Source organism: Foetidibacter luteolus (assembly GCF_009650435.1).
Classification (GTDB): Bacteria; Bacteroidota; Bacteroidia; order Chitinophagales; family Chitinophagaceae; genus Foetidibacter; species Foetidibacter luteolus.
The window spans coordinates 35,438-49,362 of sequence record NZ_VVIP01000043.1; the positions used below are offsets into that span (position 1 = coordinate 35,438).

Sequence of the window (13,925 nt, forward strand, 5' to 3'; positions counted from 1 at the left end):
TGCGAAAGCGATAATGCCGTAACACTGGCGAAAGCATGCATCTTTTTAAGCTGATGCACATTGCTGCACAGCGATACAGCCGCACAAGAGTGCGACGCAAGGGACGCCTCATAGTAGTTCGTCCTGCCGGGCCCATAAAAAATTTCCTGCCCGTTTAATTATTGCAAATGGATTAGTAAAACATGCGTTTGTTGATATGCCTGTCGCGGTGTTTGTAGGTGTCTTTGCTGTTGTTGCCCAGCAAACTTTTTTCCAGGATATGTATTACACAACTTACCACGCCCCAAACATTACTGCGGTCATCAAAGTACGAGAGCTGTATATCGCTCATTTTTTTATTGGCGGCGGCCAGCACCACGCTGTTGATATTTTTTTGCAGGCGGCGTACCAGCAATTCGCCATCTACAATGGCAACGATAACCTTGCCGCTTACAGGTTTAAGGCTGCGGTCAACAATAAGAATATCGCCATTAAAAATGCCATCGTCCATCATAGCATCGCCGTTCATGCGAAAGAAAAAAGTAGCAGGCTTGTTTAAAATAAGCTGTTCGTTTAAGTCTATGCCCCGCTCCATGTAATCATCTGCGGCTGCGCCAAAACCGGTGGCGTTGGCCGCCTGCACATCGTGTTGCGTAAAATCTTTGCTGCCGTTATAAGCGGCGCCATACATGCGTTCCCTTTCCATATAAACTGTTTTAAGGTGGCTCCCCGCATTGTCCCCACAAAGCGAAGGAAAATTTATTTGGTACTTACTAATTTATTTAGCAATTTTATGCTAAATTATTTGTTTTTAAAAATATTAGTTATGCACACTTCCTATCAAATGCACACCGGGCCTGCTTTTGCGGGGAATAACTTATACGAGTATTTGCTGGTTGTACACCCTGCTAAAGAAGTGTATGAACAACTGGTTGCAGAGAAGCAAAATTTTTATAACGCCTACCAGGAACGGATTGCCATTAAAACCCTGCCCCATATTACCATTGCTAATTTTATGGCCAAAGAAGCCATGGAAGAAACGCTTATACGTTACATGCACCGCATTGTTGGCTCGCACAAAAGCTTTGAAGTAATGCTGAATAATTTCAGCGGTTTTCCTTCTTCGAAAACACTGTATGTGCGTGTGCAGGAGCATGAACCTTTTAAACAAATGGCAGCATCTTTAAAAATGCTGGAACAATACATCAACAGCAATGGTTGCCCTAAACCCTTTTTTATTTCTCACCCGCACTTAACTATTGCCCGCCGCATACAGGAGCGTGTGTACGACAAAGCCATGCTGGATTATTCTCAGAAAGTTTTTCACGCCTCGTTTACAGTTGGAGAACTGGTGTTGTTACGGCGCAAAAGCCAGTACGATAAATGTGAAACCGTAAATGTATTCAGGCTGGCGGAAGCGTAAGGTTGCTGGATTATTCAACGCTAACGTTCAAGACAGATACTATAAGCATTGAACTTTTGAACATGGAACAATTTATGATACCAGCGAAAGTTTTTCATGGCATCGCCTGTTGCGTCGCAATCCTTTCATCGTTCGGAATATATGGCGGCTGCAGGCAGTAATGCAAGCCTGCACAATTAACTAAACATCATTAAAGCAAAGCATCAAAACTCCCCTTTAGGGGTTGGGGTATATTATGGAAAACGAATTACTGTCATTACCCGGTTATACCGAATGTGAGTTTCTGCTGGTGCTTCAGCCACATGAAGAATTATGGAACATGATTGTTGAAGAAAAGAATTACTTCAAACAGCAGTACCAGTGTGACACAACTTTTGGCAAGCCGCATATTACGCTGGTAAAATTTCAGCAGTACGAAATGATGCAGCCGCGTATTGTGCAGCACTTGTACAGCATTGCACTGGGCTTACCCGCCATTAAGGTTGAGCTGAAGAATTATGGCAGCTTTCCCTCGCACACTATATATATCAACATTACCAGCAAAGTGCAGATTGTTGACACGGTTAAATCCATCCGGGCTGCGCAAAAGCTGATGAAGCTGGATAAAGATCATAAGCCGCATTTTATTACCGAGCCCCACTTAACCATAGCCCGAAAATTGCAGCCCTGGCAGTACGAAAAAAGCTGGCAGGAATATGAGCACAAACATTTTCATGGAAGGTTTATTGCTGATTATATGCTGCTGCTTAAACGCCGCACCGGAGAAAAAGGATATAAAGCAGTTGAACGCTTTGACTTTAAAGACCTGAATACGAAAGCGGTGCAGAAAGGCCTATTTTGACTACACTGACGTATTTACAAGAAACGATGTTAACCAAAAACAGTTACATAAAAACACAGCCGGTTACCGGTTACCCCTTCGGGCGGCGGAGGGGGTTTTACGCTATTGTTGACTGCAACAGTTTTTATTGTTCGTGTGAACGGGTGTTCAGGCCGGATTTGAAAGAGCAGCCGGTAATTGTGCTGAGTAACAATGACGGTTGCGTAATCTCCATGAGCGATGAGGCCAAAAAGTTAGGCATTACCATGACGGTACCATACTTCCAGGCCAAGCCATTTATAGAGAAGCATAAGGTGGAAACATTTTCATCCAACTATAATCTTTATGGCGATATGAGCTGGCGTGTGATGGAGACACTTAAAACAATTGTGGAAGAAGACAATGTAGAAGTATACTCTGTTGATGAAGCTTTTCTTGACCTAAAAGATATTCCGCATGAGCAATTATATGAAGCAGCCCTGCAAATACGTTATACGGTAGAACAGTGGACAGGTGTGGCCGTTTCTGTAGGCGTGGCCCCTACCAAAGTGTTAAGCAAGGTGGCTAACCGGCTGTGTAAAAAAGATAAGGGGGTCTCTAACTGTGTAATGGTAATAGATACACCTGAAAAAATAAACGATGCGCTATGCCGTACAAAAGTTGGTGATATATGGGGGGTGGGGCACCAATATGCAGAAAAACTAAAACGCTTTGGCATTGACGATGCTTACCAGTTACGCTGTATGAACGAGGAGTGGGCCCGCAAAAACCTGGGTGGCGTTACTGGCCTGCGGTTGATAAAGGAGCTAAAAGGCGAGCCTGTTATGCAGATGGAAGATGAACTGGATGAAAAGAAAATGATTGCAACCACCCGCATGTTTGGAGCACCAGTAAAAACGATAAAAGACATAAAGGAAGCCATTGCCACCTATACATCCCGCTGTGCAGAGAAGTTAAGGAGACAGCAAAGTGCAGCCTCGGTTGTCAGCATTTTTGTTGTTCCCAAAGTTGCGCCTAAAGATGGGGAACGTTTCAGGCATGGCCCAACCATAAGTGCTTACACCGTTTTGCCGCACGCCACCTCGTTAACCCATGAACTTATTAAGGCGGCTGTAAAACTGGTGGATGAAGTATATAAGGATGGCTCTCTTTATAAAAAGGCAGGCGTTACGGTTAGCGGGCTGGTACCGGATGAATCTATACAGGGCAACCTGTTTGTACCGGAATCGCGGAATAATCACCGGATGCTGATGGGGATGATTGACAATATCAACTTCAGCATGCGGGATGATGCTTTAAAGTTTGCCGCTTCGGGAACAGAACGCAACTGGAAGATGCGGCAGGAGTTGCGGAGCCCCAGGTACACCAGCCGGTGGGATGAATTGTGTGAAACTGTGTGAAATGTTTTTGAAAAAAAATAATATCGCTTTTTTTTACTGTTTTGAAGTTTTTAAACAAAAACACCAGCGCTATGCCACTACATAGACTATTCTACTATCTTCTTATTGTTATTGTATGGCTTATTCAGTTTTACTATTACTTTAAAAATAACACAAGGCTAATTTGACAGTACAATAAAGTAACAAATCCATACTTTTTTGACTGGTTAAGTCAGTGATTTTACTACCGGAGAACATAAGTGAATTAAAGGATATAAAGCCCGGTTTTTCCGGGCTGTAAATCGTTATCACAGGGGTAATATTTTACGATGATATTTTTCTGTGATATCATAGTTAAGGGTGGTAGAGGGCCTACTAAAGGGGCATATTTGAATGTAAAAATAATATGCTAACCGTTGTTATTTTGAACATTTTAACGGCCGTGCAATTTAACCTGACAGGTGTGCAGAATTGACTACTTATTGTGTTTTTAGAAAAGTGTTTTTGCATTGTCGAAGGGAAAAATTGAAGTGAGTTGCCTATTGCCGGTTGAGTTTAGCCATGCTTTTTTTGTACAATTGATGGGATTTTATGAAGTTCCGGAAACTGCTTTTCCCACTGTGGGCTGATATTTTAAGGAACCTGCGCATGAAACTGCCGGCATTGAAAGCGGGCTGCATCACCTTTGGGTGAGGGATTGAAGCGGATACCCCGGTGAAGGTCTTGTGTGTCGGCTTTTGTGCCGGAGTATGAGCGGAAAGCCCGGCCCGAGGCACGAGGGACACCCCCTAACGATTATGACAATAATACAATTGGCCAGGGAAAATACGCAACTGCAGACCCAGGGTTACTTTTACCTGTAACCGAAGCGGGCAAGAAATTCTTCCTTGCGGCGGCTGGCCACTTCAATCATAACGCCATCTTCCATTTCAACAAGGCCGCCGCGGCCTTTTAAATATTTTCGTACATAAGTAAGGTTGATAAGATGCGAATTATGAATACGGAAAAATACGTCTGGGGGAAGCATTTCCTCATACTCTTTGATGGTTTTTGTACCCAGGAATTTTTGCCCGTCTGAAGTAAAAACATTGCAATAGCCGCTACTCGCCTCGCACCTGGTGATGTTGTTTACGGGAACAAACAGCAAACTCTCTTTGAAAGGAAGGGCGATTTTTTGAAGTGTTGTATTGTTTTTTTTAAGGTTATACAGCAGGTTATTCAACTGTTGGTTGGTATCCTTGTGTTGAATTCTTTTTTCGGCTTTTTCAACAGCCTCCTTCAGCTCCTCGATGTTTACGGGTTTTAAAAGGTAATCAAGCGCACTATATTTAAAAGCCTTTAAGGTATATTCATCAAAAGCGGTTATGAATATGATTTCGAAATCAACCGGCATTAATTTATCCAGCATATCGAACGCGTTGCCGTAAGGCATTTCAATATCAAGAAATACCAGGCCAGGATGAAGTTCTTTTATTAACCGGATAGCTGTTTCGGCATTTTCCGCTTCTCCGCAAATTTTTACCTGCGGGCAAAACTGCTCCACGAGGTTTTTTAATACCCGGATATTTTTAGGCTCGTCGTCAATAATCAATGCCCGTATCATAGTTTGATTGGTATTTAGTTCTCAATGACGGGGAAGCGAACTGTTACCCTTGTGCCGCGGGGTACCGCAGTTTCATCTTCCAGGTCTTCTATCATCACTTCTATTTTTTGCGCACTACTTTCGTTGATCAGTTTTATCCTGTCGCTTGTTAAAGACATGCCCTTGGATTGGTACTCAATGGTGGTATTTCCTTTTAATTGCCGCGACATTTTTCTTCCGATACCATTGTCCTCAATTACACAGACAAGGTAACTATCCTGTTTAGTTACAGAAATTAAAATAACACCTGCATGATCTTTCCTGTAACGAACGCCATGCCTTACACTATTTTCTACATAGGGCTGAAGTATCATGGGCGGTATAAGATAATCATGAGGATAAATGTGCTGCCCGGTAATAACCTGGTAAGTAAATGCATTTTCCAGCCTGTCTTTTTCAAGTTCCAGGTAAGTGGTTAAGTAAGTAATTTCATCCGCGAGATTAATATGTGATTTTGCGGAAAAAAACAATGTTTGCCTCATTAAACGGCTAAACCCTGATATGAATTTGTTGGCCCCCGCAATATCTTTATCCATTACGTACTGCTGTATAGAATTAAGGCTGTTAAAAATAAAATGCGGGTTCATTTGAGATTTAAGGGCAAGCTGCTCCAGCTCTGTAATTTTCTTGGCTATTTTTTGCTTTTCAGATTCATTGCGGCGTACATGCCTGATACGAAGATTGAGCAGCAGCCAAACAAAGGCAGCAATTGCCAAAATCAGTAATGACTTAAACCATGTTTTTTCCCACAACAGTTTTTCTACAGAAAAAGGTAATGACATGATATCGCTGTTGACACCAAATTTGTTAGTAGCCTGCAGCTCTAATACATAATCGCCCGAAGGAAGTGTGGGATAGCTTAAATATGTTTCCCTGGTTGTTTGCCAGACACTGTCAAGGCCAATAAGCCGGTAGCGGTAAGTAATATCTCCGGCAGACCTGTAAGAGATGCCCACAAAATTGAACTGGATATTGTTTTTATTGTGGGGGAGATTGAAGTTGCTGCTATCGGTAGAAAAAGAATTACCGGAAACGGAGATGCCGGTTAGGCGTAAATCGCAGCGGGAGTTAGAATTTATTTTTTGCTCATCAAAAAAAGTAAGCCCTTCACGGGTACCAACAAACACCATACTGTTTTCTACAAATACCGCATTAATAATATCTGAAGCAATTCCGTCAGAGGTTGTGTATTGAGTAACAGATGCCTTTTCAGCTTTAAAGGATATCTTGTTTAAGCCCTTATCTGTGCCTACCCAAAGTTTATTACCATCAATAAAAATATTTCGGCAAATGTTACTTGTAAGACCATCATCTGTTGTTAGATGAGTTATTATACGATTGTTTTTATAGGCGAGTAACCCATCGCCATAAGTTGCTATCCAAAGTGTTCCGTCTGCAGATTCTTTAATAGCAGTTATCCTGTTTTTAAAAGATAGTACAGAGGCGCCCCAATGTTTTGCAGGCTTACCACGCACAAGCAGGTGAAGCCCATCCAATGCGCCTATAAAAAAAGTATCGTTACGATAATAAACGGCTGTAGTGCGCTGGTTCCAAATAGTATCTAAAATGCGGAAGGAATAGGGGTCGAAAATCAAGGTACAGCTTGGTGTCGCGACGACAAATTTAGTCTTATCGACCCAAGAAACGGATTTGGTAGGGATTCGAACTCCTTTATCCGGTGCAAAATTACCAGCGGATTTCAATATTTGTGAGCTTTCAAAAAAAATCCAATCCCCATTACTAAGCTCTTTTACATCCAAAATTTCAGAAACTACAGCAACACCGGCCGCAAATCCCTTTTGAACTATGCTTTCAAGACCATCATCCACATTTACTTCATATAAAGCACTTAGGCTTGCGCCGGCAATTATCTTACTGCCTATTTTAAAAATTGCAGAAATAGAAGGCTTAGAATTACTTATTTCTGGCAAACCGAAGTTTTTTACAACCTGTGAATTTAACCTGCAAATACCTTGCCCTAAGGTTGTAAACCATAAGCTACCCTCTTTGTCTATTAACAAATCAGTCACAGGCCTTCCTTCTAGATAAGTTAAATAAGCAAGCGTTTTAGTATTAATAACATCAATGCCAGAATTTTTACAAAGGGCAACCAGGGAGTCATTAACAATAGTGTACTTAAAAAGCGTGTGAGGGTAAGGTATAATGATTTTTTTACCTGAGATTAAATTCTTTAATTCCAACTCATCTGAGTGGTGCTTTTTGGCTAAAAAGTTATTAGCCAAAAAGATTTGTTTGTCTAGAATACCAGCGGAATCTATCTCAGCGATACTTCTAAAAAACCCATTTGCAAATTCATACAAGGTATCATTTTCGAGAACCCAAAAATTACCTTGAGGACTTTTTGATATAACACCGATTTTATTAAAAAATCTTGAGTTTATAGTACTTATATTTTTAACTTCATTATCTGCCGCAACCAGGTAAAGCCTCGACCTGCTGTAATCACTGATTAAAATATTTCCATGGGCATCTTCTGCAAAATGCCGGATATTAGAAAGCAGCTTAACTTTTGCCAGCGTGGTATCATTTTCGGCTGTATGTATCACCCCTTTATAATAATAACAAATCTCATTTCTAAAAGGCGCCATCCAAACCCTTCCCCTTGAGTCAGTAAACAACTCAAGTATCTCATTATCCGGCAGGCCATCCCTGGTGGTAAAATTTTTAAAATGTGTTCCATCAAAACGGCTTAGCCCGTTTTCTGTGCCAAACCATAAAAAGCCGTCTTTGTCTAAAGTTGAACAATAAACGGTGGAACCGGCAAGGCCGTTTTTAGTATCATAGTGGGTGTAACTCAGCTCCTGTGCAAAAGCCAAATGGGGTAGCAGGACAATGGAAAATAATATCAGCGCACTATGTATTCTCATTACGCCGTAAATATAAATGCTGTTTTGCAGCAAAAAAGGCACTGCATCATTTACTTTCCTTTTCTCCTGCCTGCCCGGGTCTGAAAAGCCGCCCAAAGAACCAGACGATAAAGTGCTTGCGACGCAACGAAGTCCCCATGAAAAACCGAACGCCGGTAACCAAATTATATTTAATCCAACCTTTTTGTACTTCATTGTTCAAACCGCGGATAACTGCGTAAAGCAATGCCCCGCATTACCTTACCTTTATCAAAATAATTACGCTAAAAATCCAATATGAAGGCGGCTAACTTACCGGAAAACGAAAAGGAGAGATTGGAAGAATTATACAGTTACGATATACTGGATACGGCTTACGAAGAAGCTTTTAACCAGATTGTGCAGCTTGCTTCCGCCATAAGCGACTCCCCCATTTCCACCATTACAATGGTTGATGTTTCACGCCAATGGTTTAAAGCCAAAGTGGGTATTGAAGACGCGGAAGGCGACCGCGATATTTCTTTCTGCGGGCATGCCATACTGCATACCGAAATAATGGAAATTGCTGATGCACTGCAGGATGAGCGCTTTTTTGATAACCCGCTGGTTACTGGCAACCCCAACATACGCTTTTATGCCGGAATGCCCCTTATTACAAAAAAAGGCCTTTCGCTGGGTACGCTTTGCGTAATAGACAGCAAACCCAAAAGCCTTACTGAAACCCAGAAGTTTATGCTGAAAGTATTGGCTAACCAGGCCATGCAGTTGCTGGAATTACATAAAAAACATGCGGAAGTTGCCAACCTGGTTAAAACGCAGCAAAAAATATTGTCCATTGTTTCGCACGATGTTAGAAATCCGTTGGGGGCAATAAAATCCATCCTTGAATTAAAGAATGACGATATTATTTCCGCTGAAGAATTTGACGAAATGCTGGAAGTTGCTTCCAAACAAATAGACAGCACCATTGACATGATTGCCAACCTTGTGGAATGGGGACGGATGCAGATTAACGTGAAAAAGCTGGTGAAAAAGGATGTTGATTTTCCCGCCATCGTTCAGCATTGCTTTGACATGGTGCATGCCGCCTCTACGCTTAAAAACAACAGGCTGGTGCTTAATTCGCAATGCAACACCATCCATACAGATCCCGATGCGCTAAAGTTCATCATCCGCAACCTGGTTACCAATGCCAACAAATACACTGAAAACGGTACCATAACGGTCAGCAGTTTTACGCAGCACGATAAAACCCTTATACAGGTAGCCGATACAGGTGTTGGCATGACAGAAGAAAAACGTAAAAGCCTTTTTGAAAACCCTAAGAATTTTTCAGAACCCGGCACACAAAACGAGCCCGGCAGCGGTTTGGGGCTTATCCTCATCAAAGAATTCCTGGATAAAATTCACGCCGAAATAAGCATAGAAAGCGAGCCCGGCAAGGGAACAAAGGTTAACATTCTTATCTAATCAAAGCTCTGGTTGCCCGCTGCCGCAAGTTTCAGCATGCGGTCGTACTGCTCTGGTGTAAGGTCATTATAAAAGTAATAAACAGGGTCAACCGGCTGGCCGTTACGGTGTACTTCATAGTGGCAGTGCGGGCCGGTGCTTTTACCGGTGCTGCCCACATAGCCAATCACTTCGCCCCTTTTTACTTTGGTGCCGGTCCTCGCCTTAATACGCACCATGTGGCCATACAATGTTTCGTAACCAAAGCCATGGTTAATAACTACATGGTTGCCATAGCCGCCGGCATTGTAATCAGACTCCTTAACAGTGCCATCTGCCGTAGCGTAAATAGGGGTGCCTTGCGGGGCTGTAAAGTCAAGCCCGGCATGAAACTTATTGATTTTATACACGGGGTCTATACGGGTGCCAAAGCCAGACGCTACACGGGTAAGGCTCTTGTTGCTAACGGGTTGTATGGCCGGTATGGCGGCCAGCAGCTTTTCCTTGTTGTTTATCAGCCCGTCAATCTCCTGGTAAGATTTTTCCTGGTACGCAGTGCGCAGTATAAGGTTGTTCAACTGGCCGGCAATGCTGCTCACCAAATCGCCGGCACCCATACCCTGCACCAGTTGTATTTCTTTGGCCATGCTCATTTCTTTCAGGCGGGCACTATCCGGCACAGGCGCCGATTCAAAAATGGAGCGGTACACTTCATTATCTCTTTTTTCCAACTCGCCAACCTTTTGCTGCAACTGGTTAATGCGCTGCGAAAGCAGTTTGTAATTGGCTGACAGGTTATCATTCTGTTGCTTCAGTAATTTTTCTTCCGGAGATTCAATGTATTGAAACGCAATCAGCACAATAATGCCGGCGGTAACCACGGCAGCGGCAATAAAGCCAAATACACGCAACAGCTTTACCCTGAAAGGCGTAATCAGCTTTTCATATCGCAGCGTGTGGGTATTGTAGAAGTACTTAATTTTTTTCATCTTCCTGTCATCATCGGGTGTTTTTTATGGGGGACGGACTTTCGTGCTGCTATTAAGCTTCGTTGTGTCACTCACTTGTACGCTTTGTTCGCTACTCAGCTTTTCCCACCGGGTAGTTTCAGCTTTTGTACCCTTCCCCGCACTATATTTTCCAGCCCTTGTGCTTGGCGGTAATTTCCAAACCCTTTTCCCAAAGAGTGCCGGGTACCGCCTGCCTAAAATTCAGCAAACAAAAATTCTACCGGTTGCTTTTCTTTTTTTCTTTGCCCTATAGGGTGTTTGGGGGTTTCAATTACCTTTACAGCCCTTTAAAACGGGGCAAAGATAGCTGCTAAGCAGGCAGCGCAGTTGTAAATTTTTATTGAAAGTTTATGTTATCCAGCGCAGAAATAAGGCAACAGTTTTTAGATTTTTTTCGTCAGAAAGGCCACCAGGTAGTGCCTTCGGCTCCTATAGTTGTTAAGAACGACCCCACCCTCTTGTTTACCAATGCGGGTATGAACCAGTTTAAGGATTATTTTCTTGGCAACAAAAAACCACAGCATACCCGTGTGGCCGATACGCAAAAATGCCTGCGTGTAAGCGGCAAACATAACGACCTGGAAGAAGTGGGTGTAGATACCTATCACCATACCATGTTTGAAATGCTGGGCAACTGGAGTTTTGGCGACTATTTTAAAAAAGAAGCCATTGCCTGGAGCTGGGAATTATTAACGGAAGTATATAAGCTGGATAGCAGCCGCCTTTACGTTACCATTTTTGAAGGCGATGAAAAAGAAGGGCTGCCTAAAGATGAAGAAGCTTACAATGAGTGGAAAAAAGTAATTGCCGAAGACAGGATATTGCTGGGCAACAAAAAAGACAATTTTTGGGAAATGGGCGATACCGGCCCCTGCGGGCCCTGTACCGAAATACATGTGGATTGCCGCGGCGATGACGAAAGAAAAGTGGTAGATGGCAAAATGCTGGTAAATAATGACCATCCGCAGGTAATAGAAATATGGAACAATGTATTTATTCAATTTAACCGTGTTTGGTCTGATAAAAAAGGATTCGATGATTGGAACCTAAACACAAAAAATCCTGGCAAAGAGGAGCGGGCTCAGAAAATTCTTGAATGTACACGGCTTGAGGAACTGCCCGCAAAACATGTGGATACCGGTATGGGCTTTGAACGCCTGGTACGTGTGCTGCAGGGCAAGCAAAGCAACTACGATACAGATATTTTTACCGGCACCATTGCGGAAACGGAGAAAATAACCGGCAAAAACTACGATTATAGCGATAGCAGGCAGGCCATCGCCTTTCGGGTTATATCAGACCATATACGGGCCATTGCTTTTACCATTGCAGATGGGCAGTTGCCCTCCAATACAGGCGCCGGTTATGTAATACGCCGCATATTGCGCAGGGCTGTACGTTATTATTTCTCCTACCTGGATTATAAACAGCCGCTGCTGCACCAGCTTATGCCGCTGCTGGCAAGGCAGTTTGAAACCGTATTCCCGGAACTGCAGCACCAGGTTGATTTTGTAAGTAAGGTGGTGAAAGAGGAGGAGCATAATTTTTTAAGAACAATTGACGCCGGCATCAAAAGATTTTCTATATATACAGGTGCAACCGGTGGCTCTGCAAGCAGTTCCTTCATAATGGAAAACATTAATGATCCAGAGGAAGATTCAAAAGTTACAGCTTCGTATATTAGCTTGATTTCCAAATACGAATTTGCTAGAAAAAGGAAAGAAGTAAATGGCGAATTTGCTTTCGAATTAAATGATACTTATGGATTTCCTTACGATTTAACAGAGTTAATGGCAAAAGAAATTGGCTGGCATGTAGACAAAACAGAATATGATAGCCAACTTCAACAGCAGAAATCCCGCAGCCGTGCCGCCACTGCCATTGATACAGAAGATTGGATAGTGCTGGACGAAAACGGTAATTCCGAATTCGTTGGCTACGACCTGCTGGAAACCATCAGCAAAGTGGTTAAGTACCGCAAGGTAAAAGCGAAAGGGAAGGAAGCTTTTCAACTGGTTTTGGATAATACACCTTTCTACGCGGAAAGCGGCGGACAGGTGGGCGATACCGGCAGCCTGGACTTTGACGGCGAAGTGATAAATGTACTGGACACAAAAAAGGAAAACAACCTGTTCATCCATTTTACTGATAAACTGCCGGCCAACATTGAAACTGAAGCTGCCGCCAGGGTAGATGTTGCCAAAAGAAAATCAACCGCTGTACACCACAGCGCTACCCACCTATTACATGCGGCGCTGCGCAAAGTGCTGGGTACACATGTTGCCCAAAAAGGCAGCCTGGTTAATGCAGAGCACCTCCGGTTCGATTTTTCTCATTTCGCTAAGGTTACAGACGAAGAAATAGCCCGGATTGAACAACTGGTAAATGAAAAGATAAGAGAGAATATTCCCGTAGTTATTAAAGAGCTGCCGAAGGAACAAGCCCTGCAATTAGGCGCTATGGCACTATTTGGCGAAAAATACGGCGACGTGGTTCGTGTAGTAATTATAGACCCTGCCTATTCTGTAGAACTTTGCGGTGGTACCCATGTTGGCCATACCGGCGAGTTGGGTTTCTTCAAAATAACCCACGAATCTGCCGTAGCGGCAGGTGTACGCAGGGTAGAAGCGGTCAGCGGTAAATCCGCGGCCGGCTACATGGACGAACAACTGGCGGTTATAACCGGCATTAAAGAGGTGCTGAAAAACCCCAAAGACATCCGCAAAGCCATTGAAAACCTGGCCGCTGAAAACAGTGAGTTGAAGAAAAAAATAGAATCGCTGGAGGCCAAACAACTGAATGTGCTAAAACAGCAGCTACTGGATAAACAAACTACTTTTCCGTTAACGGAAGGCTTAGATGCTGTGTTTATCGGCGATGTGGTGGAAGTGGGCAGCGCCGATGCGCTTAAAAAACTTTGCTTCGACCTTCAGAAAGACATCAGTTGCTTTGCCATTGTGCTGGCGGCCAATGTGGATGGCAAAGCCTCCGTTGCATTGGCGCTTGACCAGGGCGTTATTGATATTAAGAAATTTGATGCGCCAACAGTTATCAAACAGCACATAGCCCCGCTTATTAAAGGTGGTGGCGGTGGCCAGAAAACTCTTGCCACAGCCGGCGGCCAGGATACTTCTAACCTGGAGAAAGTTATTGACGTGGTAAAATCTCTTTTGTAAGGGTTGCTCATCATCATAAAAAAGAGGCTGCGGCCTCTTTTTTATGACCTTACCCCGTTGCGCGGTCATCTTCCCTATTTGAACCCCGGCAATTCCCATAAATGGAAAGTAAAGCCGTACCCGTTTTACAACTTGTTGAAAATCAACCAATTTACATCTTGGCATACCGATTGAAAACCT

At 43.2% G+C, this 13,925-nt stretch carries 9 protein-coding genes; 5 read left to right on the forward strand and 4 right to left on the reverse strand.

Features of this window, described 5'->3' with window-relative positions:
• Positions 1-172: 172 nt before the first annotated feature.
• Positions 173-685 (reverse strand): LexA family protein, encoded by a 513-nt coding sequence (locus tag F0364_RS12790; RefSeq protein WP_153798176.1) that lies wholly within the window; start codon positions 683-685, stop codon positions 173-175.
• A gap of 120 nt (positions 686-805) precedes the next feature.
• On the opposite strand from F0364_RS12790, the gene F0364_RS12795 reads away from it, so the two are divergent.
• The 3 genes from F0364_RS12795 to F0364_RS12805 all read left to right on the forward strand — a co-directional run bounded on the left by F0364_RS12795 (position 806) and on the right by F0364_RS12805 (position 3,622).
• Positions 806-1,402, forward strand: a complete 597-nt coding sequence (locus F0364_RS12795) for a 2'-5' RNA ligase family protein (protein ID WP_207632652.1) — start codon at positions 806-808, stop codon at positions 1,400-1,402.
• 235 nt (positions 1,403-1,637) lie between these two features.
• Positions 1,638-2,243 (forward strand): 2'-5' RNA ligase family protein, encoded by a 606-nt coding sequence (locus F0364_RS12800; RefSeq protein WP_153798178.1) that lies wholly within the window; start codon positions 1,638-1,640, stop codon positions 2,241-2,243.
• A gap of 26 nt (positions 2,244-2,269) precedes the next feature.
• Positions 2,270-3,622: a Y-family DNA polymerase gene (locus F0364_RS12805; RefSeq protein WP_153798179.1), complete on the forward strand. Its 1,353-nt coding sequence runs from the start codon at positions 2,270-2,272 to the stop codon at positions 3,620-3,622.
• An 832-nt stretch (positions 3,623-4,454) separates the two neighbouring features.
• Here F0364_RS12805 and F0364_RS12810 read toward each other — a convergent pair.
• On the reverse strand, positions 4,455-5,204 hold the full coding sequence (locus F0364_RS12810; protein WP_153798180.1) for a LytR/AlgR family response regulator transcription factor: 750 nt from the start codon (positions 5,202-5,204) through the stop codon (positions 4,455-4,457).
• A gap of 14 nt (positions 5,205-5,218) precedes the next feature.
• Positions 5,219-8,131, reverse strand: a complete 2,913-nt coding sequence (locus tag F0364_RS12815) for a sensor histidine kinase (RefSeq protein ID WP_207632653.1) — start codon at positions 8,129-8,131, stop codon at positions 5,219-5,221.
• A gap of 276 nt (positions 8,132-8,407) precedes the next feature.
• Here F0364_RS12815 and F0364_RS12820 point away from each other — a divergent pair, with 276 nt between their 5' ends.
• A complete protein-coding gene (locus F0364_RS12820) occupies positions 8,408-9,580 on the forward strand; it encodes a GAF domain-containing sensor histidine kinase (RefSeq protein WP_153798182.1) in 1,173 nt (390 codons plus the stop codon).
• Here F0364_RS12820 and F0364_RS12825 read toward each other — a convergent pair.
• Positions 9,577-10,548, reverse strand: a complete 972-nt coding sequence (locus tag F0364_RS12825; RefSeq protein WP_153798183.1) for a M23 family metallopeptidase — start codon at positions 10,546-10,548, stop codon at positions 9,577-9,579. The two genes, F0364_RS12820 and F0364_RS12825, sit on opposite strands and share 4 nt — an antisense overlap.
• 371 nt (positions 10,549-10,919) lie before the next feature.
• Here F0364_RS12825 and alaS point away from each other — a divergent pair, with 371 nt between their 5' ends.
• Positions 10,920-13,745, forward strand: coding sequence for an alanine--tRNA ligase (alaS, locus tag F0364_RS12830; RefSeq protein WP_153798184.1), 2,826 nt, complete (start codon positions 10,920-10,922; stop codon positions 13,743-13,745).
• The last annotated feature ends 180 nt before the right edge of the window (positions 13,746-13,925 follow it).

Bases quoted from the DNA above. Each gene is read 5' to 3' on its own strand.
- F0364_RS12815 (WP_207632653.1), bottom strand. From the start codon at position 8,131: ATGAGAATACATAGTGCGCTGATATTATTTTCCATTGTCCTGCTACCC.
- F0364_RS12810 (WP_153798180.1), bottom strand. From the start codon at position 5,204: ATGATACGGGCATTGATTATTGACGACGAGCCTAAAAATATCCGGGTA.
- F0364_RS12825 (WP_153798183.1), bottom strand. From the start codon at position 10,548: ATGAAAAAAATTAAGTACTTCTACAATACCCACACGCTGCGATATGAA.
- F0364_RS12790 (WP_153798176.1), bottom strand. From the start codon at position 685: ATGGAAAGGGAACGCATGTATGGCGCCGCTTATAACGGCAGCAAAGAT.
- F0364_RS12820 (WP_153798182.1), top strand. From the start codon at position 8,408: ATGAAGGCGGCTAACTTACCGGAAAACGAAAAGGAGAGATTGGAAGAA.
- F0364_RS12795 (WP_207632652.1), top strand. From the start codon at position 806: ATGCACACTTCCTATCAAATGCACACCGGGCCTGCTTTTGCGGGGAAT.
- F0364_RS12800 (WP_153798178.1), top strand. From the start codon at position 1,638: ATGGAAAACGAATTACTGTCATTACCCGGTTATACCGAATGTGAGTTT.
- alaS (WP_153798184.1), top strand. From the start codon at position 10,920: ATGTTATCCAGCGCAGAAATAAGGCAACAGTTTTTAGATTTTTTTCGT.
- F0364_RS12805 (WP_153798179.1), top strand. From the start codon at position 2,270: ATGTTAACCAAAAACAGTTACATAAAAACACAGCCGGTTACCGGTTAC.